Source organism: Streptomyces sp. NPDC015242, from assembly GCF_043079125.1.
Taxonomy (GTDB): domain Bacteria; phylum Actinomycetota; class Actinomycetes; order Streptomycetales; family Streptomycetaceae; genus Streptomyces.
The window spans coordinates 293,881-319,354 of sequence record NZ_JBIBUF010000004.1; the positions used below are offsets into that span (position 1 = coordinate 293,881).

The window sequence follows — 25,474 nt, forward strand, 5'->3', positions numbered from 1 at the left end:
GGGTGCGCGTTGTGGAAAAACCGCCGACTTGGTTTCATTGCGTCGCCATTCAGAGCCCTGCAGGGGAGCCACGGGTGACCAAACAGGACCGGGCCGTCCGGACCCGTCGTGCGCTGATCCGGTCGGCGGCCGAGCAGTTCGAGGCCCGCGGGTACGACCGGGCCAGCCTGGCGGAGATCAGCGCGGGAGCCGGCGTCAGCTCCGGCGCGCTGCACTTCCACTTCGCCAACAAGGCCGCCGTGGCCGACGCCGTCGAGCAGGCCGCCGCCCGGGCACTGCGCCGGGTGGCGCTCGCCGGCCGCGGCGGTGACGGCAGCGCGCTGCAGCGCCTCGTCGACGTCACGCACCGGGTCGCCCGGCTGCTGCGCGCGGACGTCGTGGTCCGGGCGGGGCTGCGGCTGAACGCCGAAGCGACCACCGGGCGGGCGCCTGACCTGCGCGGGGAGTGGCGGGCGTGCGTGCACGGGCTGCTGGACGAGGCCGAGCGCGAGGGTGAACTCGCCGCCGGGGTACGGCCGCACCGCACCGGTGCCGTCGTCCTCGCAGCGACCACCGGCATCGAGGTGCTGGCCCGCGACGACCAGGGCTGGCTCGCCCGCCCCTCACTGACCGACCTGTGGCACCTGCTCCTGCCCTGCGTGGCCGCGCCGCACCTGGCCGGCGTCCTCGACCCCGCCGGACGCGAGCCGGAGCGGCGGGCCCAGGAGGCCGGCGCGGCACGGCGGCAGACGGCGGCTGCGCCGCTCGCCCTGCGCTGACGCCGGCCCGTCCGGCCCTCTTCCGCCGCGAGGCGTGGGGGAGGTGGGCGAGCTGAAAACAAACCGGTTGCCAAGTTTTTTCGCCGCGCGGATCGCACGATGGTCTCCCAGCCACGGGACCGAGGAGCGATGAGACATGGCATCACGCACGTGCCCCTTCCTGGCGGTCGACCCGTCCGGCCAGCACCTCTACGAGGAGATAGCCCGCATCCGCGCCCAGGGCCCGGCCGTGGAGGTCGAACTCCCGGGCGGCGTGCGGGCATGGTGGATCAACGGCCTGGAGCTGAACAAGCGCCTCCTGGCCGGACCCGAGACCAGCAAGGACGCCTACCGGCACTGGCCGGCCTGGATCAACGGGGACGTCTCCCGCACCTGGCCGCTCGCCATCTGGGTCTCGGTGCGCAACATGGTCACCGCCTACGGCGACGACCACAGCCGGCTGCGCAAGCCGATGGCCGCCGCCTTCACCAAACGCCGTGTCGACGCGCTGCTGCCGCGCGTGCGGCAGATCGTCGACCGGGCCCTGGACGACCTGGAGCGGCGCCCGGAGGGCGAAGTGGTCGACCTGCGGGCGGCGTTCGCGGCGCCGATCCCGCACGAGGTGGTGTGCGAGCTCTTCGGCGTGCCGCGCGGCGAGGACGGCCCGCGCCGGGACCTCTACCGCATCATCAGCCGCTTCTTCGACACGGCGATCTCCCTGGAGGACGCCCAGGCCAACGGCGTGGACCTCTACGCCACGCTGACCGCCTTCCTGCGGTACAAGCGCGCGCACCCGGCCGACGACCTGACGACCGCGCTCATCGCGGCCCGTGAGGAAGGCGGCCTGAGCGAACAGGAGTTGATGGACAACCTCATCCTGCTGCTCACCGCGGGATTCGAGACGACCGTCAACCTCATCGACAACACCGTGCACAGTCTGCTGGCCCACCCCGACCAGCTGGACCTCGTCCTGACCGGCCGGGTGAGCTGGGAGGACGCCCTGGAGGAGTCGCTGCGCCTGGAGGCGCCGGGCGCGATGTCGGGCCTGCGCTACGCGGTGGAGGACATCGAGATCGAGCCGGGGCTGACCATCCCCAAGGGCAACCCGATCGTGGTCTCCTTCGCCGGTGCCGGACGCGACCCGGAACGGCACGGACCCGACGCCGACCGGTTCGACGTCACCCGCGCGACCAGCCGCGACCACGTGTCCTTCGGGCACGGCGTGCACCACTGCCTGGGCCGGCCCCTGGCGATGGCCGAGGCGACGGTGGCGCTGACGTCCCTGTTCCAGCGGTTCCCGCGGCTGGCCCTGGCCGATCCGGCGCGCCCGCCCCGGCGGCTGCGCTCGATCATCTCCACCGGCCACGAGGAGTTGCCGGTGCTGCTGCACGGACCGGCGACCGGTCCGCGCCCGGAGGAGGCGGCGGCGATCAGGAAGCTGTCCGGTCGGCGAGGAACGAGCGGTACCAGGGTGCCGCGCGCCTGAACCCGGTCGCGAAATCGTCCCCGGGCGAGCAGTCGAGGTCCGTCCAGAACGCGTCGTCCACGAACCAGTGGTCGACCGTGAGCATGGCGAGGTGGTGGAGGGCGAGCGGTGACCCGGCGGCGCGGTCCAGTGCGGTGGCGACGTCCACCGCCGCACCGCCGCCGGGCACGCCCAGGTGCTCGCGCACGGCCCCGAGCAGGCCGGGCAGCGGCACCGGCTCGGGATGCCCGACGTAGTGGGCGCCGCCGTCGTGCGCCGGGGACAGCGCCGCGGCCACCACGGCGCGGCCCAGGGCGCCGACCTCGATCATCGAGTGCAGCGCCGCGCAGCCGGTCGGCGTCGCCGACAACTCGCCGAGCAGCCACGCCAGTCCGGGGATCACCCAGCGGTCGCCCTCGCCGTACACCAGGTGGGGGCGCAGGACCAGGCCGCCCGCGTCGAGGACGTGGCGTTCGGCGGCGGCCCGGGTGCGGCTGGTGGCCGACGCGGGCGCGATCGGGGCCTGACCGGGGCGTACGCCGTGGAAGGGGCCCCGGCCGTGGACGGCGGCCGTGCTCACGTACACGATCCGGCCGACTCCGGCGCGCACGGCCTCCTCGACCAGGGCCCGGGTGCCGTGGTCGTTGACGGCCTCGACGGCGTCGCCGCCGATCCGGGTGGCGCAGTGCACGAGCACGTCGACGCCGGCGCAGGCGCCGCGCAGGGAGGGCGGGTCGCTCAGGTCGCCGGGGACGGTGCCGGGTCCGTGCGGGTCCTGCCGGGACAGCAGCCGCACGCGGACTTCGGGGCGGCGGCGGGCCGAGGCCGCGACCCGGCTGCCGATGAAGCCGCTCGCGCCGGTGATGAGGAAGGTGACCGTCACGACAGGGACCGTACCGGCCGGGGCCGGGGGGAGGTCAGGTCGGCGGTGAAGACGGACTCGCCGTCCTGCCGCCCGGTGACCCGGACGGTCACCTCCTCCGGCGTCTCCGTGAGCACCTCGGTCTCCAGGCGGCACGGGCTGTGCAGTTCGGCGTACCGGGCGAAGGACGCGGTCATCTCGCGCGGCAGGAAGGGGCGCAGACCGGACGCGGCGGTCGCGGCCTGGCGGGCCGCCTCGAACAGGACCATGCCGGGCACGTGGTCGTTGGGCCGGGGGAAGAGCACGGGGTGGCCGGTGTCCACGCGCAGGTCCCAGACACCGCGGCCGGGCCCGCGCCTGTGTCCGTGGCCGTCTTCGGGGCGCCCTCTGTCTCCGGAACCGTCGCCGGGGGCGCCTTCGAGGGCCTCTCGCAGGGTGTCTCCGGGGGCGTCTCCCGGAGCGAGGACGACGTCCTCGGGGCGGGTGCGGCCGGCGAGCCCGGGCGCGATGCCGGGCAGCAGCGGCACGGGCTTGCCCATGGCGGCCAGCTGTTCCTGACGCAGGCGCCGGTAGGCGAGCGGTGACGTGCAGCCGGTGCTGCCGGTGCCGCGGGCGACGAACCGGCCGGCGCGGTGGAACTCCATCGTGGTCCGCATGCCGGCCAGGCCGCGGCCACGACGGCGTATCTCGGAGCAGACGACGTCGACGACGACGGGCTCGGCGGCGTCCGCGAGCAGCAGTGCGTCCGGGTCGGTGAAGACCGTGAGGTCCCACATGACGAAGTGGGTGTCGGCGGGGGCGCCGAACTCGGCGTGCGCGAGCACCATCGAGGCCTGCCGCAACGTTTCGCCGACGATCATCGGGTCCTGGTGGACCCCGTCCACGGGACCGAAGAAGGGATGGGCGGCCGGCCAGTGCGCGAGGAAGCGGAAACGGGTGTCGGAGACGCGGCTCCACCGGGTGGGGAAGACGTCCGTCTCCCGGGTGCGGTGGGCGAGTTCCTTCGTGACGGTCCTTTGTGGCGCGTTCTCGACGACCGTGGTCGTCGCGTTTGCCGGACGGCCCCCTGGTCCGGTCTGATCGTCCGTGAGTGCGCTCGAAGGTCCTGTCCGTGGCATGAGAACCCCCGTGATCGGCTGCCTGGCTGCGGTCGACGTTTGACTAAGATACGGACGAGCCGGTTTTTTTCAAAGGGTCGGCCAAGCCGCTGGGACAGGCTCTCGCGCCCTCGCCGCACAGCGAGTTGACAGGGATCGACACAGATCAGGAGGCATCCGATGGCGCGACAGGAGCGCGCGATCCGCACCCGGCGGACCATCCTGGAGGCGGCCGCGGCCGTCTTCGACGAACGCGGCTACACCTCGGCGACCATCGGGGAGATCCTCGACCGGGCCGGTGTCACCAAGGGCGCGCTGTACTTCCACTTCGGCTCCAAGGAGGAGCTCGCGGTCGGGGTGTTCGAGGAGCAGCTCGCCATCGCGCTCCCGCCGCAGTCCAGCAAGCTGCAGGAACTGGCCGATTCCGGGCTGGTGCTGGCCCGGCGGCTGCGGTCCGAGCCGCTGGTGCGGGCCAGTGTCGGACTCGCCCTGGACCAGGGGGCCATGGACCTGGACCGCACCCCCGCGTTCCAGATGTGGATCGACCAGAACGTGCAGCGGCTGAGCGAGGCGAAGGCCCAGGGCGAGCTGCTGCCGCACGTCGACGTCGCGGAGACGGCCGAGCTGCTGGTCGGCAGTTTCTCCGGGGTGCAGCTGCTGTCCCAGCTGCGCTGCCAGCGGCAGGACCTGGAGCGCCGGGTCGTGGTGATGTTCGAGCACTTCCTGCCGAGCATCGCCGTCCCCGCGGTACTGGCCCGTCTCGACGTCTCGGTGGACCGCGCGGAGCGGGTACTGGCGCAGGCGGGGGTGGCGGAGCGGGCGACGCCGGTGGCGGAGGAGGGGGCCGGGCCGGTCGCAGCCAAGGAGCAGGGGCAGGGGCAGGGGCAGGAGCAGGAAGCCGGGTCGGTCGCGGTGCAGGAGCAGGTGCCGGGGTAGGTGGTGCTGTGCGGCGCGTGGTCGTCCACAGCCGGGTAGTTGTCCACAGGGTCTGACGCGTTCCGGCCGCCGGTTGTACGGTCGGCACGGGTTGATGTTCGTGCGCGTGCGGGGGAGGCGGCCGGAATGAACGACACGGCGAAGAGGACGAGCGGTGGGGACGGGTCGGCGCCCCGGCTGCCCCGGGTGCGCGGTTTCGCGGAGTGGCCCTCCGCGGGTTCGCCCAAGGACGAGGGCAAGGCCCTGCGCGAGCGCGTCCCGCGCGGCGCGCACGCCACGCTCGACCTGGACCCGTCCCGGCCCGACGCGGTGAGCGCGGTCGAGGAGTCGGGCCGCGGCAGGCTCCCCGAGCTCACCCCCCTGCGGGTGGGCCGCATGACCGCCACCCCGTTCACGTTCCTGCGCGGCGCGGCCGGTCTCATGGGCCACGACCTGGCGCGCACCCCCATGACCCGGATCGGCGCCCAGATCTGCGGCGACGCCCACGCGGCCAACTTCGGCCTGTACGGCGACGCGCGCGGCGGCCTGGTCATCGACCTGAACGACTTCGACGAGACGGTGCACGGCCCCTGGGAATGGGACCTCAAGCGCCTGGCGACCTCCCTGGTGCTGGCCGGCCGGGAGGCGGGCGCGGACGAGGACACCTGCCGCAAGGCGGCCCACGACACGGCGGGCGCCTACCGCCGCACCATGCGGCTGCTGGCGAAGCTCCCGGTCCTGGACGCGTGGAACGCCATCGCCGACGAGGAACTCGTCTCCCACACGGACGCCCATGACCTGCTCGGCACACTGGAGCGGGTCTCGGAGAAGGCCCGCCTGAACACCAGTGGACGCTTCGCGGCCAAGTCGACCGAGACCGCGGAGGACGGCGGACGCCGGTTCGTCGACGCCCCGCCGGTGCTGCGGCGCGTCCCGGACGAGGAGGCCGCGGCGGTGGCGGCGTCCCTGGAGGAGTACGTCGGCACCCTGCCCGAGGATCGGCTGCCCCTCCTCGCCCGCTACGCCGTGCACGACGTGGCGTTCCGGGTCGTCGGCACCGGCAGCGTCGGCACCCGCTCCTACGTCGTGCTGCTCCTGGACCACCGGGGCGAGCCGCTGGTGCTCCAGGTGAAGGAGGCGCGGCCCTCGGCGCTGGTGCCGCATCTGGTCACGGCCGGCTTCGAACCGCCGGAGGCCGACCACGAGGGCCGCCGGGTGGTGCGGGGCCAGAAGCGCATGCAGGTCGTCAGCGACAACCTGCTCGGCTGGACGACGGTCGACGGCCGCCCCTACCAGGTGCGCCAGTTCCGCAACCGCAAGGGCAGCGTCGACCCGGCCGCCCTGGCCGCCGACCAGATAGACGACTACGGCCGCATGACCGGCGCCCTCCTGGCCCGGGCCCACTCCCACAGCGCCGACCCGCGGCTGATCGCCGGGTACTGCGGCAAGAACGAGGAACTGGACGAGGCGATGGCGGCCTTCGCCGTGGCCTACGCCGACCGGACCGAAGCGGATCACGCCGATCTGGTCGCGGCGGTGCGCGCCGGGCGGCTCGCGGCGGAGACGGGCGTGTGACACGCGGAGGTGTGTGACGCGGGGTGGTGGGGCGTGTGGCCGTGCGGGTCGTGACCTGCGGTGGGGTTCCGAGCCACGGTGGGTTCTGTGACCCGTGGTGGGGCGTGCGAGCCGTGGTGGGTCTGTGAGCCGTGCTGAAGGGTGTGACGCGCGGTGGCGGGGGCTCGGGTCCGGTCGGGCCGTGGCCTAGGCTGGTCGGGTGACGACCCCGGAAGCTGAGCAGGGTGGTGGCGGCGCCGGTGAGGAACGGGTGACGCCCGAGGACGAGGCGGCGCGCCCCGAGGCACGGCTGGAACGGGCCGTACGGGCCGCCGAGCAGGCGCTGATCGAGTACGAGATCGCGGTGGAGACGTTCCGCGTCGAGGTGGAGAACTTCTCCCGGCTCCACGAACAGAAGCTCGGCCCGCTCTACGCCCGCCTGGAGGAGCTGGACGCCCGGATCCTGGAGGCCCGGGCGGCCCGCAGCGGCGACCCGGAGGACCGCCGCCGGGCGGAGGAGGCCCGTGCCCGGCTCGCGCCGATCCCCGGCGTGGAGGAGCTGCTGCACGGCTGGATGGACGACAGCGGCCTGTTCCCGGAGGCCGTGGCCATGCTCACCGAGCAGGCGGTCCGGCCCCCGCGGCGGGTCCGCCCCAGCGAGGAGGCCCGCAAGCTCTACCGCGACCTCGCCCGCAAGGCCCACCCGGACCTCGCGCAGGAGGAGCGGGAGCGCGAGCGGCGCGAGGAGTTCATCACCCGGGTCAACGCCGCCTACGCCCGCGGCGACGAGGCCGAGCTGCGGGAGCTCGCCGAGGAGTGGGCCAAGGGGCCCGAGCTGGAGCGGGGCCCGAGCCGTGCCGAGGAGCTGTACGCCCGCCTCGAATGGCTCGCCCAGCGCAAGGAGCTGCTCGCCCTGCTCGCCCGGGAGCTGGAGGACAGCGCCATAGGCCACATGCTCCAGCTGGCGCCGGACGACCCGGACCGTCTCCTGGAGGAGATCGGGCAGCAGCTGATCACGCAGGTCGGGGAGCGCGAAGCGGAGCTGGCCGCACTGCTCGGCCACGGTACGGGCTGATCGGCGCCCGGGCCGTCCCGCGTGCGGGTCGGGTAGCGTCGGGCACATGAGTTTTGGAGCTGGTGTCCCCACCGTCGCGGTCGCGGACCTCAAGGACGGCGACTTCCTGCTGGACGTCAGGGAGGACGACGAGTGGAAGGCGGGCCACGCCGAAGGGGCCCTGCACATCCCCATCAGTGAGTTCGTCGCCCGGTACGGCGAGCTGGCCGAGGCCGCCCCGCAGGACGGCCGCGTGCATGTGATCTGCCGCTCCGGCGGCCGCTCCGCCCAGGTCACGATGTACCTGGCCCAGCAGGGCATCGACGCCGTGAACGTCGACGGCGGCATGCAGGTGTGGGAGGCGGCGGGGCGTCCGGTCGTGACGGACGACGGGCAGCCGGGGTTCGTTCTGTAGGTCCGCCGCACGCCCGGGCGGCCCGTGGGGGCTCCCCGTGCCCGAGTGCCCGGGCCGGTCCGGCCGGGGTTCCGTGCCCGTGCGTGTCTACGTGCCTGCGTGCCTCCGTGCGTAGGCACTGCGAGACGTCCGGGCCCGCCCGGGCAAGCCGGTGCCCAGGCACCCTCGCGCCCCGGCCGGGGGACCCGGTCCGCCGGGGACGTCGGGCCAGGGGGGTGGGCCGCCGGCAGACCCCCAGGGCCTCATCCCCAGGGCCTCATCCCCCAGGGCCTCCTCCTGGGCCGACGTAGGCCCGAGTGGCCGTTCCAGGTGCTCGGCCGGGCACGGGAACGGTGCGGGTGTGGTGACGGCCACGGTCCGGACCGGCCGGCAGGGGCTGTGCCCGGGTGGGTGGCCTGAGTACCGTGCCGGTGCCGGTACCGCGCAGTGGTGCGCGGGTGCCGCGCGTGCGGTGCGACGCCCTCGCGGCCGGGCGGACCGAACGACGGACCGGGATCGTGGAACGGGGCGGAATGGACGCGTACGACGAGGGCTCGACCGCCCGGCCCGGACCGGGTGTGCCGGGTGCGCCGAGTGCGCCGGGCGTACCGGGCCGGCCGGATCCGCCCGCCGAACCGGACCCGCACGAGACCCGTGCCGGTGTCGCCGCGCTGTCGCTGCGCTACCGGATCGCCGTGGCGCTCGCCCTCGCGGTCGTCGCGGTCGGGGTCTGTGTGCATCTCGGGATGACGTTCCTGCACGTCGCGCCGGCGAACACCGTCACGAAGGAACACGGCGAGGCGGTGGACGAGTGGATCTACCCGGAGTTCGAGCAGAACTGGAAGCTGTTCGCGCCCAACCCGCTGCAGCAGAACATCTCCGTCCAGGTCCGGGCCGCGGTGCGCGGGCCGGACGGCATGACGGTGACCAGCGGCTGGTACGACCTGTCCGCCGAGGACGGCCGGGCCGTCGACGGCAACCCGCTGCCCAGCCACACCCAGCAGAACGAGCTGCGCCGCGCCTGGGACTTCTTCGTCGCGACCCACGACAGCGAGAACCGTCCGGTGGGGCAGCGCGGGGCGCTCTCCGAGGCGTATCTGCGCCGGATCGCGGTGCTGCGCCTGGACCGCAACGACGCGGTGCGGGCGACGACCGGGGGCGGCGGTGTCCTGGAGAAGGTGCAGGTGCGCTCCCGCACCAGCAACGTCCCCCCGCCCGAATGGAGCCGGGAGAAGGTCTCCACGACGCCCTCCTACCGTGAGCTGCCGTGGTGGCGGGTGCCGCGCGACGAGGCCCTGGGAGGCGTGCGGTGAACCGCTTCTCCCTGGCCGTCTCGCGCGGCATCGCCCGGGTCACCGGGGCCGCCCTCGGACCCCGTCAGACCGCCGTGGTCCGTATCGGCTTCAGCGCCACCTGGCTGCTGTTCCTGCTCCGCGAGTTCCCGCACCGCCACGAGCTCTACGGCCCCGACGGCCCCTGGAGCCGGGACCTCGCCGAGCAGCTGATCGGCGCCAACGGCGCCTTCACCGCCCTGATGTGGTTCGACGGCCGGGTCTGGTTCGAGACCGTCTACGCGCTGGCCGTCCTCGCCGGCGGCCTGCTGCTGCTGGGCTGGCGCACCCGCACCATGTCGGTGCTGTTCATGGTCGGCGTGCTGTCCTTGCAGAACCGCAGCGTCTTCATGGGCGACGGCGGCGACAACGTGCTGCACCTGATGTCGATCTACCTGGTGTTCACGCGCTGCGCCCAGGTGTGGTCGCTGGACGCCCGGCGGGCCGCGCGGGACCGGGCGGCCCGGGCCCGCGGCGAACGGGTCACTGACCGGACGGGGCCGGCGCTGTGGGCGGTGCTCGGAGGCGCGCTGATCACCGTCACCCTGGTCGGCCGGATGCAGGGCGACTGGCTGATCCCGGCGGTGCTGTGGACGGTGTGGACGGCACAGGCCCTGTGGTGGCTGGCCGGCCGCCGCGCCCGGCCGGGCGAACTGCGGACCACGCTGGACGTCGTGGCCGACGTCGTGCACAACGGCGCCCTGCTCGTGATCATGGCCGAGGCGTGCCTGATCTACGCGACGGCCGGCTGGTACAAGATCCAGGGCTCCCGCTGGCAGGACGGCACCGCCGTCTACTACCCGCTCCAGCTGGAGTCCTTCTCCCCCTGGCCGGCCCTGGCGGGCCTGCTGTCCGCCAGCGGCACCCTCGTGATGCTGCTGACGTACGGCACGGTCCTCGTCCAGGTCGCCTTCCCCTTCACGCTGTTCAACCGGCGGGTGAAGAACGTCCTGCTCGCGGTCATGATCGCCGAGCACGCCGCGATCGCCGTCGTCCTCGGCCTGCCCTTCTTCTCCCTGGCGATGATCGCGGCGGACGCGGTGTTCCTGCCGACGGCGTTCCTGCGCCGCCTGGGCGGCTGGACGGCCCGCGCGCGGGACCGCGTCCTGCGCCGGGGCGAGCGCCCGCGGATCCCCGGGCAGCGCGGGCACGAGAGCCCCGAGGCCACGCACGTAGGCTTCGGTGCATGACCGACCCCGTCTCCGACTGGCACCGGCTCGCCGCCACGACCGTCCTGCTCGACGGCTTCCACGCCCTCAAGCACGCGCTGCGGTTCGGTGCCGAGGTGCCGGTGGCGGTCACCGCCGACCGGGCGGCCGCCCTGGCCCTCGCGCAGGAGCTGGCCCCGGACGTGCGGGACACCCTGGACGCGCTGCTGACGGAGGTCCCGCACGGGACGTACACGTCCCTCGTGCCGCGCCCGCACCCGACGGCCGTGGCCGCGCTGGCGGTACGGCCCTCCCGCGACGCCCACCTGGCGGCGCTGGCCCACAGCCCCCGCACGGCCCCGGTCGTGGTCCTGGACAATCCCCGCAACCTCGGCAACGCGGGGGCGGTCATCCGCCTGGCGGCGGGCTTCGGCGCGACCGGCGTCGTGACGACCGGCACGCTCGACCCCTGGCACCCGACCGTCGTACGCGGCGGCGCGGGCCTGCACTTCGCGACGGCGGTGGAACGCCTGACCGTCGGCGAACTGCCCTCCGGCCCCCTGTTCGCCCTCGACCCGGACGGCGACGACCTCCGGGGCGTCAGCCTCCCGGACGACGCGGTCCTCGCCTTCGGCTCGGAACGCACGGGCCTGTCGGCGGAACTGCGCGCGCGTGCCGACCACTTGCTGTCCCTGCCGATGCGCCCCCAGGTCAGCAGCTACAACTTGGCGACGAGCGTGGCCATGACCCTGTACCACTGGAGCCTGGCAGTGCCCGGTCAGGGCGCGAACGACCGCGCGCGGAACCACGGACGGCCCGCAGCCGCACGGTGACCCGCGCCCCGGGGCGTCAGGCCTCCCGGCGCACCTCGACCACCCGGAACCGGTTCGCAACGAACGCGCCGTCGCACAGTGCCGCGCTGGCCGCCGGGTTGCCGCCCGAGCCGTGGAAGTCGGAGAACGCGGCCGTCTGGTTGACGTACACGCCGCCCGTCAGGTTCAGCGACAGCTGGGCCGCCTCCTCCAGGCACGCCTCGCGGACGGACTCCTCGACCTCCGGGTCGGTCGTGTAGGCGCCGACCGTCATGGCGCCCTTCTCGCGCACGGTCCGCCGCAGCAGCTCCACCGCGTCGGAGGCCGAGTCGACGGCGACGGCGAAGGACACCGGCCCGAAGCACTCGCTCATGTACGCGGCCTCCGCGTCCGGCTTGGCCCCGTCCAGCTTCACGATGACCGGCGAGCGCACGACCGCCCCCGGGAAGTCCGGGTTGGTGATCTCACGGGAGGCCAGGGCGACCTCGCCCAGACCGGCGGCGGCCTCGATCCGGGCCTTCACGTCCGGGTTGACGATCGCGCCGAGCAGGGCGTTCGCCCGGGCGTCGTCGCCCAGCAGCCCGTCGACCGCCCTGGCGAGGTCCGCGACGACCTCGTCGTAGGACTTGGGGCCCTGGTCGGTCGAGATGCCCTCGCGGGGGATCAGCAGGTTCTGCGGGGTCGTGCACATCTGGCCGCTGTACAGGGACAGCGAGAACGCCAGGTTGGAGAGCATGCCCTTGTAGTCGGAGGTGGAGTGCACGACGACCGTGTTGACGCCGGCCTTCTCCGTGTAGACCTGCGCCTGGCGGGCGTTGGCCTCCAGCCAGTCGCCGAACTCCGTCGAGCCCGTGTAGTCGATGATCCGGATCTCGGGGCGCAGCGCGAGGGTCTTGGCGACGCCCTCGCCGGGGCGCTCGGCGGCCAGTGCGACCAGGTTCGGGTCGAAGCCGGTCTCGGCGAGCACCTCGCGGGCCACCTGCACGGTGAGCGCCAGCGGCAGCACGGCGCGCGGGTGGGGCTTGACCAGGACCGCGTTGCCGGTGGCGAGGGAGGCGAACAGGCCCGGGTAGCCGTTCCACGTCGGGAAGGTGTTGCAGCCGATCATCAGGGCGACGCCGCGCGGGACCGGCGTGAACTGCTTGGTCATCGCCAGCGGGTCGCGCTTGCCCTGCGGCTTGGTCCACTCCGCCGTGTCGGGCGTGCGCACCTGCTCCACGTACGCGTACGCCACCGCCTCCAGGCCGCGGTCCTGCGCGTGCGGACCGCCCGCCTGGAACGCCATCATGAACGCCTGGCCTGAGGTATGCATGACCGCGTGCGCGAACTCGTGCGTCCGGTCGCTGATGCGCTTGAGGATCTCCAGGCAGACCACCGCGCGCTGCTCCGCGCCCGCGTCCCGCCAGGCCCGCTGCCCGGCCTTCATGGCGGGCAGCAGCACGTCGAGGTCCGCGTGCGGGTACGTCACGCCCAGGTCGATGCCGTACGGGGACGTCTCGCCGCCCACCCAGTCGTCCGTCCCGGGCTGGCCGAGGTCGAGACGGCTGCCGAGCAGGGCGTCGAAGGCGGCCTTGCCCGCCGCCGCGTCCAGGCTGCCGTGCTCCCCGTAGGCCTTGGGGTGCTCGGGGTGCGGGGACCAGTACGCGCGCGTGCGGATCGCTTCCAGCGCCTGGTCGAGGGTGGACCGGTGCCGGGCGATCAGCTCGTGCGCCGAGAGTGCGGCGGTCATGGGTGACCAACTCCTCGTCTCAAGAACTCCTCGTCGAGTTCATGACCTGGGCAGAAACCTGGGCGGGAACACTCGGACAGAGCTAGAGTAACCGAACGATCGGTCGGTTCAAGGGGGTCCGCCGCATCTGTGGAAAACCCCGTGCGGGAGGATCGCGCACATGACAGCACTGGACCTCAGCAGCCCCGTGGCCGTCGTCGGCACCGGCACCATGGGCCAGGGAATCGCCCAGGTCGCGCTGGTCGCGGGCCATCCCGTACGGCTGTACGACGCCCTGCCGGGGCGGGCGCGGCAGGCGGCCGAAGCGATCGGGGCCCGCCTGGACCGGCTCGTCGAGAAGGAGCGGCTCAGCGCCGCCGACCGGGACGCCGCCCGGGCCCGACTGCTGCCCGCCGAGACCCTCGCCGAGCTCGCCGGCTCCGCCCTGGTCGTCGAGGCCGTCCTGGAGCGGCTGGACGTCAAGCAGGAGCTGTTCCGCGAGCTGGAGGACATCGTCGGCGACGACTGCCTGCTCGCCACCAACACCTCCTCCCTGTCCGTCACCGCCATCGGCGGCGCCCTGCGCGTCCCCGGCCGCTTCGTCGGCCTGCACTTCTTCAACCCCGCCCCGCTGCTGCCGCTGGTCGAGGTCGTCTCCGGCTTCGCCACCGACGTCACGTACGCCACGCGCGCGTACGAGACCGCCCGCGCCTGGGGCAAGACCCCGGTCGCCTGCGCGGACACCCCCGGCTTCATCGTCAACCGCATCGCGCGGCCCTTCTACGCCGAGGCCTTCGCGGTGTACGAGGCGCAGGGCGCCGACCCGGCCACCATCGACGCCGTGCTGCGCGAGTCCGGCGGCTTCCGGATGGGCGCGTTCGAGCTGACCGACCTGATCGGCCAGGACGTCAACGAGTCCGTCACCCGCTCGGTCTGGGAGTCCTTCTTCCAGGACGTGCGCTTCACCCCGTCCCTCGCCCAGCGCCGCCTGGTCGAGTCGGGCCGGCTGGGCCGCAAGACCGGTCAGGGCTGGTACGACCACCGGGACGGCGCCGAACGGCCCGAGCCGGACACGGCGGAGCGGCGGCAGCCGCCCGCGTACGTGGTGGCCGAGGGTGACCTGGGCCCCGCCGCGGACCTGCTCGCGCTGATCCGCGAGGCGGGGATCCAGGTCCGCGAGGAGGACGAGGACAACGGCACCCGGCTGGTGCTGCCGAGCGGCGGCCAGCTGGCCCTCGCCGACGGGCAGACCTCCGTGGAGTTCCGGGACGTCGTCTACTTCGACCTGGCCCTGGACTACCGCAAGGCGACCCGGATCGCCCTGTCCGCCTCGCAGGACACCGCACCGCAGACCCTCGCCGAGGCGATCGGCCTCTTCCAGGCGCTCGGCAAGAAGGTCACCGTCATCGGCGACGTGCCCGGCATGATCGTCGCGCGCACGGTCGCGCGGATCATCGACCTCGCGCACGACGCGGTCGCCAAGGGCGTCGCCACCGAGGAGGACATCGACACCGCCATGCGCCTCGGTGTCAACTACCCTCTGGGTCCCTTCGAGTGGAGCCGCAGGCTCGGCCGCTCCTGGGCCTACGCGCTCCTGGACGACCTGCACCTGCGCGACCCCTCGGGGCGCTACGCGCCGTCCCTCGCGCTGTACCGCCACGCCCACGCCTCCGACCAGCGGGAGGGCAACGCCTCATGACCACCGCCAAGCGCGACACCTACACCCCGGACACGCTGCTGTCGGTCGCCGTCCGGGTCTTCAACGAGCGCGGCTACGACGGCACCTCCATGGAGCACCTGTCCAAGGCGGCCGGCATCTCCAAGTCCTCGATCTACCACCACGTCACCGGCAAGGAGGAACTGCTGCGCCGGGCCGTGAGCCGCGCCCTGGACGGCCTGTTCGGGATCCTCGACGAGGAGCCCGCGCGCGTGGGGCGTGCCGCCGAGCGCCTGGAGTACGTCGTGCGGCGCATGGTCGAGGTGCTGATAGCCGAACTGCCCTACGTGACGCTGCTGCTGCGCGTGCGCGGCAACACCGGCACCGAGCGGTGGGCCCTGGACCGGCGCCGCGACTTCGACCACCGGGTCGCCGACCTGCTCAAGGCGGCGGCGGCCGACGGGGACGTGCGCGGCGACGTGGAGGTCCGGCTGGTGACCCGGCTGGTCTTCGGCATGATCAACTCGATCGTCGAGTGGTACCGGCCGGACGGGCGCGGAATGAACGAGCGCGAGGTGGCCGACGCGGTGGTGCAGCTGGCCTTCGGCGGGCTCCGCAGGAGCGGCTGAGCCCGGGGGGTCCCGCGGAAGCGGCGGCTGAGACCATGAGCCCGGCGGAAGCGGCTGAGCCCGGCGGGCGCGGCCCGGCTCAGCGGAAGCGGCCCGGCTCAGCCCTGCGGCTCCAGGTCCTCCTCCTCGAAGACCAGCAGCGTGCGCGTGCTGAGCACCTCCGGGATCGCCTGGAGCCGGGTGAGCACCAGCTCGCGCAGCGACCGGTTGTCGGACACGTGCACGAGCAGCAGCACGTCGAAGTCACCGCCCACCAGGGCGATGTGCGAGGCCCCGGGCAACTGCCTGAGCTGCTCGCGCACCGTCCGCCAGGAGTTCTGCACGATCTTCAGGGTGATGTACGCGGAAGTGCCCTGCCCCGCCCGCTCGTGGTCGACGCGGGCGCCGAAACCGCGGATGACGCCGTCCTCGACGAGCCGGTTGATGCGGGCGTAGGCGTTGGCGCGCGAGACGTGCACCCGTTCGGCGACCGACCGTATCGAGGCGCGCCCGTCCGCCTGGAGCATGCGCAGGATGTCCTGGTCGACGGCGTCCAGCGGCCGGGCCGGCGGCAGGGCGCCGCTGTCGTCCCGGCTCTCGGCCATTTGTTCAGCTGCCACCCGCGCCACCCTCCCCGCCATGGACGTCCTGCGTCCATCACAGGCTGTGGAGAACCGTTTGTCCACAGCCTGGGGCCACCCGTAGCCAAAATGTGCCGGCGACCGAACAATCGGTAGGTGAGGCGCGTCACAGGCGACGTGCCTCCCAGCCACTCCCACGAGGAGGTGCCGTCATGACGGTCATGGAGCAGCGGGGCGCGTACCGGCCGACCCCGCCGCCCGCCTGGCAGCCGCGTACCGATCCCGCGCCGCTGCTGCCCGACGCGGAGCCGTACCGCGTCCTCGGCACCGAGGCGGCCGCGAAGGCCGACCCGGAGCTGCTGCGGACGCTCTACGCCCAGCTGGTCCGCGGCCGCCGCTACAACGCGCAGGCCACCGCCCTCACCAAGCAGGGCCGCCTCGCCGTCTACCCCTCCACCACCGGCCAGGAGGCCTGCGAGGTCGCCGCCGCGATGGTGCTCCAGGAGCGCGACTGGCTCTTCCCGAGCTACCGCGACACCCTCGCCGTGGTCGCCCGCGGCGTGGAGCCGGCCCAGGCGCTGACGCTGCTGCGCGGCGACTGGCACACCGGCTACGACCCGTACGAGCACCGGGTCGCCCCGCTGTCCACCCCGCTCGCCACGCAGCTGCCGCACGCCGTGGGCCTCGCGCACGCCGCCCGCCTCAAGGGCGACGACGTGGTCGCGCTGGCCATGGTCGGCGACGGCGGCACCAGCGAGGGCGACTTCCACGAGGCGCTGAACTTCGCCGCCGTCTGGCAGGCCCCCGTCGTCTTCCTCGTGCAGAACAACGGCTTCGCGATCTCCGTCCCGCTCGCCAAGCAGACCGCGGCCCCGTCGCTGGCCCACAAGGCCGTCGGCTACGGCATGCCCGGCCGCCTGGTCGACGGCAACGACGCCGCGGCCGTCCACGAGGTCCTCTCCGACGCCGTGCGCCACGCACGCGCGGGCGGCGGCCCCACCCTCGTCGAGGCGATCACCTACCGCATGGACGCGCACACCAACGCCGACGACGCGACCCGTTACCGCGGCGACGCCGAGGTCGAGGCCTGGCGCGAGCACGACCCGATCGTGCTGCTGGAGCGCGAGCTGACCGCGCGCGGCCTGCTCGACGAGGCCGGCATCGAGGCCGCCCGCCAGGACGCCGAGACCATGGCCGCCTCCTTGCGCGAGCAGATGAACCAGGACCCGGTCCTCGACCCGATGGACCTGTTCGCCCATGTCTACGCCGAGCCCACGCCCCAGCTGCGCGAGCAGCGGGAGCAGCTGCGGGCCGAGCTGGAGGCCGAGGCCGAGGAGGGCACGCACCGATGACCACCGTCGCCGTCAAGCCGGCCACCATGGCCCAGGCCCTCACGCGCGCGCTGCGCGACGCGATGGCCGCCGACCCCGCCGTGCACGTCATGGGCGAGGACGTCGGCACCCTGGGCGGCGTCTTCCGCGTCACCGACGGACTCGCCAAGGAGTTCGGCGAGGACCGCTGCACGGACACCCCGCTGGCCGAGGCGGGCATCCTCGGCACCGCCGTCGGCATGGCCATGTACGGCCTGCGCCCGGTGGTGGAGATGCAGTTCGACGCGTTCGCCTACCCGGCGTTCGAGCAGCTGATCTCGCACGTCTCCCGGATGCGCAACCGCACCCGCGGCGCGATGCCCCTGCCGATCACCATCCGCGTCCCCTACGGCGGCGGCATCGGCGGCGTCGAGCACCACAGCGACTCCTCCGAGGCGTACTACATGGCGACTCCGGGGCTCCATGTCGTCACGCCCGCGACCGTCGCCGACGCCTACGGGCTGCTGCGCGCGTCCATCGCCTCCGACGACCCGGTCGTCTTCCTGGAGCCCAAGCGGCTCTACTGGTCGAAGGACTCCTGGAACCCGGAGGAGCCCGCGCCCGTTGAACCGATCGGCCGCGCGGTGGTGCGGCGCTCGGGCCGGAGCGCCACGCTCATCACGTACGGGCCGTCCGTACCCGTCTGCATGGAGGCGGCCGAGGCGGCCCGGGCCGAGGGCTGGGACCTCGAAGTCGTCGACCTGCGCTCGCTGGTGCCGTTCGACGACGAGACGGTGTGCGCCTCGGTGCGGCGGACGGGACGGGCGGTCGTGGTCCACGAGTCGGGCTCCTTCGGGGGCCCGGGCGGGGAGATCGCGGCCCGGGTCACGGAGCGCTGCTTCCACCACCTGGAGGCGCCGGTGCTGCGTGTGGCCGGGTTCGACGTGCCGTACCCGCCGCCGATGCTGGAGCGTCACCACCTGCCCGGTGTGGACCGGATCCTGGACGCCGTGGGGCGCCTGCAGTGGGAGGCCGAGAGCTGATGGCACAGGTGCTGGAGTTCAAGCTGCCCGACCTCGGTGAGGGGCTGACCGAGGCGGAGATCGTGCGCTGGCTGGTCGAGGTCGGCGACGTCGTCGCCATCGACCAGCCGGTCGTCGAGGTCGAGACGGCCAAGGCGATGGTCGAGGTGCCCTGCCCGTACGGCGGCGTGGTCACGGCCCGCTTCGGCGAGGAGGGCCAGGAGCTGCCCGTCGGGGCGCCGCTGATCACGGTGGCGGTGGGGGAGCGGGCGCCGTCCGGCGGCAGCGCGGACCCCGGCGCCGGCGGGCCCGCCGCCACCGGAGGCGGAAGCCCGTCGGCCCGTGACGGAAGCCCGTCGTCCCGTGACGGGGGCCAGGGTTCGGCCCGTGACGGCGGTGGAGGCTCGGGCAACGTCCTCGTCGGCTACGGCACGTCCGAGGCACCCGCACGGCGCCGCAGGGTCCGGCCCGGCCGGCCCCTGACGGGTGTCTCCGCCCGGGCCGGAGCCGGCGGCGCCGGTCCGGACGCGGCGGGGAACGCCCGGGCCGCGGAGGCCGGTGACCCCACCGGCCCGGTGAACGGGCACGCGGGCGGCGTCGCCGTCGACGACGGACCCGTCCCGGTGATATCGCCCCTGGTCCGCAGGCTGGCCCGGCAGAACGGCCTCGACCTGCGCGAGCTGACGGGCTCCGGCCCGGACGGGCTGATCCTGCGCGCGGACGTGGAGTACGCGCTGCGCGCGGCGGGCCGCGGCGGCACGGCCGCCCCGGCGCAGCCGCACGCGCCCGTGCCGCACGCCACCGTGCCGCACGCGGCGGGCGCGGCAGGCACCGCGCGGCCCTCCGGCACGGCCGCCGCCCCGGTGACCCGCTCCTCCGCGACCGCGGCGCCTGGCGAGCTCCGCACGCCCCTCAAGGGCGTCCGCGGCGCCGTCGCCGACAAGCTGGCCCGCAGCCGCCGGGAGATCCCCGACGCGACCTGCTGGGTCGACGCCGACGCCACGGAGCTGATGCGGGCGCGCACGGCCATGAACGCGGCCGGGGGCCCGAAGATCTCCCTCCTGGCCCTGCTGGCCCGGATCTGCACCGCCGCCCTCGCGCGCTTCCCGGAACTCAACTCCACGGTGGACGCGGAGGCCAGGGAGATCGTCCGGTTCGACCACGTGCACCTGGGCTTCGCGGCGCAGACCGACCGCGGGCTCGTCGTCCCGGTCGTACGGGACGCGCACGCGCGCGACGCCGAGTCGCTGACGGCGGAGTTCGCCCGGCTGACCGAGGCGGGCCGCGCCGGCACGCTGACCCCGGCGGACCTGACCGGCGGGACGTTCACGCTGAACAACTACGGCGTCTTCGGCGTCGACGGCTCCACCCCGATCATCAACCACCCCGAAGCCGCCATGCTCGGCGTCGGCCGCATCGTCCCCAAGCCGTGGGTGTACGAGGGCGAGCTCGCGGTGCGCCAGGTCGTCCAGCTCTCGCTCACCTTCGACCACCGGGTGTGCGACGGCGGAGTCGCGGGCGGGTTCCTCCGGTACGTGGCGGACTGCGTGGAACAGCCGGCGGTGCTCCTGCGGACGCTGTGATTCCTGTTCCTCCCGCGAGCAGCCGCTCGTGATCGCGTCGCTTCCCCCGCGTTCCGTGTGATCGCGGGGGCACGCATACTCGGGGGGTGACCGCACACCAGCACCCCGGTGGACCGGGCGTCGCGACCGGCCCCGGGCAGCGGGCCGACCCCGCCGCGTACGACGCCGTCGTGCTCGCGGGCGGCGCCGCCCGGCGCCTGGGCGGCGCGGACAAGCCCGGGGTGCGCGTGGGCGGGCGGCCCCTGCTGGACCGGGTGCTCGCGGCGTGCGCCGGCGCCGGCACCACCGTCGTGGTCGCCGCGCCGCGGCCGGTCACGCGGCCGGTGACCTGGGCCCGTGAGGATCCGCCCGGCGGCGGCCCGCTCGCCGCGCTCGACGCCGGACTGCGGCACACCACCGCGCACCACGTCGTGGTCCTCTCCGCCGACCTGCCCTTCCTCGACGAGCGGGTCGTCGGCCGGCTCCTGGACACGCTCCGCACGAGCGGCGCCGACGGCGTGCTGCTGACCGATCCCGACGGCCGCGACCAGCCGCTCGTGGCCGCGTACCGCGCGCCGCGCCTGCGCGAGACGCTCGCGCTCCTCACCGCCCGGCACGGCGCCCCGCACGGACTTCCGCTGCGGCGCCTCGTCGCCGAGCTGCACCTCACCCGCATCGCCGATCCCGTCGCGTCCTTCGACTGCGACACCTGGGACGACATCGCCACCGCCAGGGCACGTATCAGGGAGCATGGGCACGTGTTGGATGAATGGATCTCCGCCGTCAAGGACGAACTGGGCATCGACCTGGACGTCGACACCCGCGGCCTGCTCGACCTGGCCCGCGACGCCGCGCACGGAGTGGCCCGGCCCGCGGCGCCGCTGACCACCTTCCTCGTCGGCTACGCCGCGGCACGGGCGGGCGGCGGCCCCGAGGCGGTCGCCGAGGCCGCCCGCAAAGCCGTGGCGCTCGCGGAGCGCTGGGCCGAGGAGAGCACCTCCGACGCGGCCCCGTCCGGCACCCCGCCCGCCGCCGCCCGGGCCGACGTCGCCCCCGACGCCACCCCCGACACCAGGCCGGACGCCGGATGAGCCCGCCCGTCAGCCGCACCGGTGAGGACGCCGAGGACCTCGACGTCGAGGAGGTGCTCGCTCTCGTGAACGACCGCCACGGTTCCCACCCGGGCGGCCCCGCCGACCGGGACGGGGCGCACGGCGGCCCCACCCCCTTGCACCAGGACGCTCCCGCGGACTCCTCCCGGCGCCAGGACACCCCCGCCTCCACCGGGCGGCACCGCGCCACCCCCTGGCCGCAGGCCCGCGCCGTCGCCGAACGGGCCGCGCGCGACGCCGTCCGGGCCGCCCGCCGCGCTCCCGTCTCCGTGCCGCTGGCCTCCGCCCTCGGCCTGACGCTGGCCGTCCCGCTCGACGCCCTCACCGACCTGCCCTCCTTCGACACCTCCGCGATGGACGGCTGGGCGGTGGCCGGTCCGGCCCCGTGGGCCGTCCGGGACGAGGGCGTCCTGGCCGGGCACGCCGGCCCGGCGCCTCTCACCGACGGCGAGGCCGTGCCCATCGCCACCGGCGCGCGCATCCCCCCGGACACCACCGCCGTCGTGCGCAGCGAGCACGGCCGCACCGACGACAAGGGCCGCCTCTACCCGACCCGTGAGGTCATGACCGGCCAGGACATCCGCCCGCGCGGCCAGGAATGCCGCACCGGCGACCAGCTCCTGCCCGTCGGCACCCTCGTCACCCCGGCCGTGCTCGGACTCGCCGCGGCGGCCGGGTACGACACCGTCACCGCCGTCCCGCGCCCCCGGGCCGACGTCCTGGTCCTCGGCGACGAGCTGCTCACCGAAGGGCTGCCGCACGACGGGCTGATCCGGGACGCCCTCGGCCCGATGCTGCCGCCCTGGCTGCGGGCGCTCGGCGCGGACGTCACCGCCGTACGGCGCGTCCGTGACGACGCCGACGCCCTGCACGAGGCGATCGGCACCTCGGAGGCGGACCTCGTCGTCACCACGGGCGGTACCGCGGCGGGCCCCGTCGACCACGTCCACCCCACGCTGCGCCGGCTCGGCGCCGAACTCCTCGTCGACGGCGTCGCCGTCCGCCCCGGCCACCCCATGCTGCTGGCGCGGACCGCGCCGGACCGGCTCCTGGTCGGCCTGCCGGGCAACCCCCTCGCCGCCGTCTCCGGGCTGCTGACCCTCGCAGAGCCGCTGCTGCGGATCCTCGCCGCCCGTCCCGCCCCCGAGACGTACACCCTGCCGCTGAGGGACGGTGTCCAGGGGCACCCGCACGACACGCGGCTCGTCCCCGTCACCCTGCGCGGTGACCAGGCCGTACCGCTGCACTACAACGGCCCGGCCATGCTGCGCGGCGTCGCCGCTGCCGACGCGCTGGCCGTCGTCCCGCCGGGTGGCGCGCGTCCCGGGCAGGAGGCGGAACTGCTCGACCTGCCCTGGGCGTCCGGAGGAATCGGGGTGTGTTTCACGTGAAACTTCCGGGCCAGGACGCGATCGCCCGCCAGGCCGACGAGCATCTGGTGACCCATCGGGTCAGCCTTCCGCGGAAGGTGGTGGAGCACCCGTTCCGCCAGGTCGCCAAACGGCTCTCCATGGCCCTGGTGGTCCTCGTCGCGACCGCACTGATCGTCTACGCCGACCGGGCCGGTTACAACGACAACGCGGGCGGCGGCATCAGCCTCCTCGACGCGTTCTACTACGCGACCGTCACCCTCTCCACCACCGGTTACGGTGACATCACGCCGGCCAGCGAGAGCGCCCGGCTCACCAACATCCTCGTCGTCACGCCCCTGCGCGTGCTGTTCCTGATCATCCTGGTCGGCACCACCCTCGAAGCCCTCACCGAGCGCACCCGGGAGGAGTGGCGGCTGACCCGCTGGAGGTCCACGTTGCGTGATCACACCGTCGTCATCGGCTTCGGCACCAAGGGCCGGTCGGCGATCCGCACCGTCTGCGCGACGGGGCTGAAGAAGGAGCAGGTCGTCGTGGTCGACCCCAGTTCCAAGGTGATCGACGCGGCGACCGCCGAGGGGTACGCCGGCATCGTCGGGGACGCGACCCGCAGCGAGGTGCTGAAGCGGGCCGAGGTGCACAAGGCGCGTCAGATCATCATCGCCACCCAGCGCGACGACACGGCGGTGCTGGTGGCGCTGACGGCCCGGCAGCTCAACCGCGGAGCGAAGATCGTGGCCGCCGTGCGCGAGGAGGAGAACGCGCCCCTGCTCAAGCAGTCCGGCGCCGACGCCGTCATCACCAGCGCCAGCGCCGCCGGACGGCTGCTCGGCCTCTCCGTGCTCAGCCCGTCCGCGGGCATGGTCATGGAGGACCTCATCCACCAGGGCAGCGGCCTCGACATCGTCGAACGCCCGGTCGTCAAGGGCGAGGTGGGCAAGGCGCCGCGCGAGGTCGCCGACCTGGTGGTCAGCGTCATACGCGGACACCGGGTGCTGGGCTACGACGACCCGGCCGTGGGGCGGCTGGAGCTCACCGACCGCCTCATCACGATCGTCCGCAAGACACCCGAGACCCGGGTCGCGCCCGACATCCGGCCCCTCAACCGGGACTGACCCACCGGGACCGCTCGGCCGGCACCGGCATACGACGGCCCCTGCGCACTCGACCTTCGTGCGCGGGGGCCGTCGCGTGCGCGAGCGCTACTTCCGGTTGTACAGCCGCATCGTGACCGGCCCGAAGACCACCACGAACAGCCCGGCCCAGCCCAGGGTCCAGGCCACCTCGGCGGCCGGCCAGTCACCGGCCATCAGACCGCGCACCGCCGAGGCCAGGTGCGTGACGGGGCTGTTGTTGACGAAGGCCTGCAGCCAGCCCGGCATGGTCTTCGGGTCGACGAAGACGTTGGACAGGAAGGTGAGCGGGAAGATCACCATCATGCTGACGCCCATCACCGACTTCTCGGTGCGCAGCAGCAGCCCGAACATCGTCCAGATCCATGAGAAGGCGAACGAGAACAGCACCAGCAGCGCGATCCCGGCGAGTACTCCCCCGACCCCGCCGTCCGCCCGGTAGCCGAGGATCATGCCGACGGTCAGCATCACGACCGAGGCGATCGTGTACCGCAGGGCGTCGCCCAGCAGATACCCGACCATCGTCGACGGCCGCCAGATCGGCAGGCTGCGGAACCGGTCGAAGACGCCCTTCTCGATGTCGGTGTTCACCGAGACGCCCGTGTACATCGTGATCATCACGACCGACATCACGAGGATGCCCGGCAGCAGGAACTGGATGTACTCCCTCGGCGAGCCGGCCAGCGCCCCGCCGAACAGGTACGTGTACATCAGCACCATCATGATCGGGAAGGCGGTGACGTCGAAGAGCTGCTCGGGCACGTGCTTGATCTTCAGGATCGCCCGCCAGCCGAAGGTCATCGACGCCGACCAGGCGCTGGGCCGCGGCGGCCGCTCCTTGGCGATGAGCAGCGCGGCGAGGGACTCGGTGCTGACGGGGGCGAGTTCCTTGCTCTCGGTGGTCGTCGCGGTGCTCATGCCGCAACCTCGTCCTTCTTGTCGGTGGAGTGGCCGGGGGAGTCGTGCGTGTCGTGCCCGGTGAGGGCGAGGAAGACCTCGTCCAGGCTGGGCTGGCCCAGGGAGAAGTTGTCGACGGTGATCCCGGCCCGGGCCAGTTCGTTCAGCGCGCGGGCGGCCTGCTCGGCGGCCGAGTCGTCGCTCGCCGCCGTGCCGAGGCGGGCGGTCAGGGCGACGGGGTCGGGCTCCAGCTGCACCCGGGCGTCCAGGGTGCGGCGCAGCAGGTCGGCCGCGAGGGACCGCTGCTCGGCGTCGCGCAGCCGCAGGTGGACCGATCCGGCGCCCACGGACGACTTCAGCTCGCCCTTGGTGCCCTCGGCGATCACCCGGCCGCGGTCGATCACGGCGATCCGGGACGCCAGCTGGTCGGCCTCGTCCAGGTACTGGGTGGTCAGCAGCACGGTGGTGCCCTGGGCGACCACCGCCCGCACGATCTCCCAGACCTGGTTGCGGCTGCGCGGGTCGAGGCCGGTCGTCGGCTCGTCCAGGAACAGCAGGTCCGGGGTGTTCAGGATGGACGCGGCGATGTCGATCCGGCGCCGCATGCCGCCCGAGTACTGCTTGACCTGCTTGCCCGCCGCCTCCGTGAGCCCGAAGGCCTCCAGCAGCTGGGCGGCGCGGTCCCGGGCGGCCTTCTTGTGGTGGCCGAGGAGCCGGCCCAGCAGGACCAGGTTCTCCGTGCCGGTGAGGTCCTCGTCGACCGACGCGTACTGGCCGGTCAGGCTCACCCGGCCGCGCACCTCGTCGGCCTCCCGGACCACGTCGTGCCCGAAGACGTGCGCCTGGCCGCCGTCCGGCCGCAGGAGCGTGGCGAGCATCTTCACGGTCGTGGTCTTGCCGGCGCCGTTCGGGCCGAGGACGCCGTAGACCGTGCCCGCGGGCACGGCCAGGTCGACTCCGTCGACGGCCCTCGTCTCACCGAAGGTCTTCACCAGGCCGGCGGTCTCGATCGCCAGGCCGGACGTCTGCGTGCTCATGCTTCGGGTCCTTCCGGTGCACGGGGGCTACGCATGGGGAGACCTTCACCGTCGCGCAAACTCATCGGTCGCGCACACCGGTTTTCGCGAAGACCGGACCAAGGGACC

General features: G+C 73.8%; 23 protein-coding genes. 17 read left to right on the forward strand and 6 right to left on the reverse strand.

Annotated elements, in window-relative coordinates:
• Nucleotides 1–74 precede the first annotated feature (74 nt).
• Entirely contained in the window at nucleotides 75–758 is a 684-nt protein-coding gene (locus ACF07N_RS15975; RefSeq protein ID WP_392112897.1) for a ScbR family autoregulator-binding transcription factor, read from the forward strand.
• A gap of 136 nt (nucleotides 759–894) precedes the next feature.
• Nucleotides 895–2,223, forward strand: coding sequence for a cytochrome P450 (locus tag ACF07N_RS15980; RefSeq protein WP_392112900.1), 1,329 nt, complete (start codon nucleotides 895–897; stop codon nucleotides 2,221–2,223).
• Here ACF07N_RS15980 and ACF07N_RS15985 read toward each other — a convergent pair.
• Together ACF07N_RS15985 and ACF07N_RS15990 are read right to left on the reverse strand one after the other, a co-directional pair.
• Complete coding sequence (locus ACF07N_RS15985; protein ID WP_392112903.1) at nucleotides 2,168–3,085, reverse strand: NAD-dependent epimerase/dehydratase family protein; 918 nt, start codon at nucleotides 3,083–3,085, stop codon at nucleotides 2,168–2,170. The genes ACF07N_RS15980 and ACF07N_RS15985 overlap by 56 nt on opposite strands.
• Nucleotides 3,082–4,182 carry a ScbA/BarX family gamma-butyrolactone biosynthesis protein gene (locus ACF07N_RS15990; protein WP_392112906.1) on the reverse strand — a complete coding sequence of 367 codons (1,101 nt, stop codon included), beginning with the start codon at nucleotides 4,180–4,182 and terminating at the stop codon, nucleotides 3,082–3,084. The genes ACF07N_RS15985 and ACF07N_RS15990 overlap by 4 nt, the downstream gene beginning before the upstream one ends.
• Before the next feature lie 159 nt (nucleotides 4,183–4,341).
• Here ACF07N_RS15990 and ACF07N_RS15995 point away from each other — a divergent pair, with 159 nt between their 5' ends.
• From ACF07N_RS15995 to ACF07N_RS16025, 7 genes are all read left to right on the forward strand, one after another.
• Nucleotides 4,342–5,097, forward strand: a complete 756-nt coding sequence (locus ACF07N_RS15995; RefSeq protein ID WP_392112909.1) for a ScbR family autoregulator-binding transcription factor — start codon at nucleotides 4,342–4,344, stop codon at nucleotides 5,095–5,097.
• A 126-nt stretch (nucleotides 5,098–5,223) separates the two neighbouring features.
• The gene (locus ACF07N_RS16000; protein ID WP_383327255.1) at nucleotides 5,224–6,651 is read left to right on the forward strand and encodes a DUF2252 domain-containing protein; all 1,428 of its coding nucleotides are present in this window, start codon (nucleotides 5,224–5,226) and stop codon (nucleotides 6,649–6,651) included.
• Between the two features lie 199 nt (nucleotides 6,652–6,850).
• Nucleotides 6,851–7,705, forward strand: coding sequence for a hypothetical protein (locus tag ACF07N_RS16005; protein WP_383327252.1), 855 nt, complete (start codon nucleotides 6,851–6,853; stop codon nucleotides 7,703–7,705).
• Nucleotides 7,706–7,751: 46 nt separating this feature from the next.
• The gene (locus tag ACF07N_RS16010; protein ID WP_383327249.1) at nucleotides 7,752–8,099 is read left to right on the forward strand and encodes a rhodanese-like domain-containing protein; all 348 of its coding nucleotides are present in this window, start codon (nucleotides 7,752–7,754) and stop codon (nucleotides 8,097–8,099) included.
• A 512-nt stretch (nucleotides 8,100–8,611) separates the two neighbouring features.
• Nucleotides 8,612–9,391, forward strand: coding sequence for a DUF5819 family protein (locus ACF07N_RS16015; RefSeq protein WP_392112913.1), 780 nt, complete (start codon nucleotides 8,612–8,614; stop codon nucleotides 9,389–9,391).
• Nucleotides 9,388–10,599, forward strand: coding sequence for an HTTM domain-containing protein (locus tag ACF07N_RS16020; protein WP_392112916.1), 1,212 nt, complete (start codon nucleotides 9,388–9,390; stop codon nucleotides 10,597–10,599). The genes ACF07N_RS16015 and ACF07N_RS16020 overlap by 4 nt, the downstream gene beginning before the upstream one ends.
• Entirely contained in the window at nucleotides 10,596–11,390 is a 795-nt protein-coding gene (locus ACF07N_RS16025) for a TrmH family RNA methyltransferase (protein WP_392112919.1), read from the forward strand. The genes ACF07N_RS16020 and ACF07N_RS16025 overlap by 4 nt, the downstream gene beginning before the upstream one ends.
• 16 nt (nucleotides 11,391–11,406) lie before the next feature.
• Here the strand turns inward: ACF07N_RS16025 and paaN are convergent, their stop codons facing one another.
• The gene (gene paaN / locus ACF07N_RS16030; RefSeq protein WP_392112922.1) at nucleotides 11,407–13,098 is read right to left on the reverse strand and encodes a phenylacetic acid degradation protein PaaN; all 1,692 of its coding nucleotides are present in this window, start codon (nucleotides 13,096–13,098) and stop codon (nucleotides 11,407–11,409) included.
• 160 nt (nucleotides 13,099–13,258) lie between these two features.
• Here paaN and ACF07N_RS16035 point away from each other — a divergent pair, with 160 nt between their 5' ends.
• The gene (locus tag ACF07N_RS16035; RefSeq protein ID WP_392112925.1) at nucleotides 13,259–14,776 is read left to right on the forward strand and encodes a 3-hydroxyacyl-CoA dehydrogenase; all 1,518 of its coding nucleotides are present in this window, start codon (nucleotides 13,259–13,261) and stop codon (nucleotides 14,774–14,776) included.
• Nucleotides 14,773–15,363 (forward strand): TetR/AcrR family transcriptional regulator, encoded by a 591-nt coding sequence (locus ACF07N_RS16040; protein ID WP_365736359.1) that lies wholly within the window; start codon nucleotides 14,773–14,775, stop codon nucleotides 15,361–15,363. The genes ACF07N_RS16035 and ACF07N_RS16040 overlap by 4 nt, the downstream gene beginning before the upstream one ends.
• 98 nt (nucleotides 15,364–15,461) lie before the next feature.
• On the opposite strand, the gene ACF07N_RS16045 is transcribed toward ACF07N_RS16040, so the two are convergent.
• Complete coding sequence (locus tag ACF07N_RS16045; protein ID WP_383327780.1) at nucleotides 15,462–15,947, reverse strand: Lrp/AsnC family transcriptional regulator; 486 nt, start codon at nucleotides 15,945–15,947, stop codon at nucleotides 15,462–15,464.
• A 188-nt stretch (nucleotides 15,948–16,135) separates the two neighbouring features.
• On the opposite strand from ACF07N_RS16045, the gene pdhA reads away from it, so the two are divergent.
• The 6 genes from pdhA to ACF07N_RS16075 all read left to right on the forward strand — a co-directional run bounded on the left by pdhA (nucleotide 16,136) and on the right by ACF07N_RS16075 (nucleotide 23,414).
• Complete coding sequence (gene pdhA, locus ACF07N_RS16050) at nucleotides 16,136–17,275, forward strand: pyruvate dehydrogenase (acetyl-transferring) E1 component subunit alpha (RefSeq protein WP_392112928.1); 1,140 nt, start codon at nucleotides 16,136–16,138, stop codon at nucleotides 17,273–17,275.
• Nucleotides 17,272–18,276, forward strand: coding sequence for an alpha-ketoacid dehydrogenase subunit beta (locus ACF07N_RS16055; protein ID WP_094057999.1), 1,005 nt, complete (start codon nucleotides 17,272–17,274; stop codon nucleotides 18,274–18,276). Before pdhA ends, ACF07N_RS16055 begins: the two co-directional genes overlap by 4 nt.
• Nucleotides 18,276–19,838, forward strand: coding sequence for a dihydrolipoamide acetyltransferase family protein (locus tag ACF07N_RS16060; protein WP_392112932.1), 1,563 nt, complete (start codon nucleotides 18,276–18,278; stop codon nucleotides 19,836–19,838). The genes ACF07N_RS16055 and ACF07N_RS16060 overlap by 1 nt, the downstream gene beginning before the upstream one ends.
• 86 nt (nucleotides 19,839–19,924) lie before the next feature.
• On the forward strand, nucleotides 19,925–20,908 hold the full coding sequence (locus tag ACF07N_RS16065) for an NTP transferase domain-containing protein (protein ID WP_392112935.1): 984 nt from the start codon (nucleotides 19,925–19,927) through the stop codon (nucleotides 20,906–20,908).
• Nucleotides 20,905–22,320 carry a molybdopterin molybdotransferase MoeA gene (locus ACF07N_RS16070; RefSeq protein ID WP_392112938.1) on the forward strand — a complete coding sequence of 472 codons (1,416 nt, stop codon included), beginning with the start codon at nucleotides 20,905–20,907 and terminating at the stop codon, nucleotides 22,318–22,320. The genes ACF07N_RS16065 and ACF07N_RS16070 overlap by 4 nt, the downstream gene beginning before the upstream one ends.
• On the forward strand, nucleotides 22,317–23,414 hold the full coding sequence (locus ACF07N_RS16075) for a potassium channel family protein (RefSeq protein WP_392112941.1): 1,098 nt from the start codon (nucleotides 22,317–22,319) through the stop codon (nucleotides 23,412–23,414). Before ACF07N_RS16070 ends, ACF07N_RS16075 begins: the two co-directional genes overlap by 4 nt.
• 87 nt (nucleotides 23,415–23,501) lie before the next feature.
• Here the strand turns inward: ACF07N_RS16075 and ACF07N_RS16080 are convergent, their stop codons facing one another.
• The gene (locus ACF07N_RS16080) at nucleotides 23,502–24,350 is read right to left on the reverse strand and encodes an ABC transporter permease (RefSeq protein ID WP_383327212.1); all 849 of its coding nucleotides are present in this window, start codon (nucleotides 24,348–24,350) and stop codon (nucleotides 23,502–23,504) included.
• Entirely contained in the window at nucleotides 24,347–25,366 is a 1,020-nt protein-coding gene (locus tag ACF07N_RS16085) for an ATP-binding cassette domain-containing protein (RefSeq protein WP_392112944.1), read from the reverse strand. The genes ACF07N_RS16080 and ACF07N_RS16085 overlap by 4 nt, the downstream gene beginning before the upstream one ends.
• Between the last annotated feature and the right edge of the window lie 108 nt (nucleotides 25,367–25,474).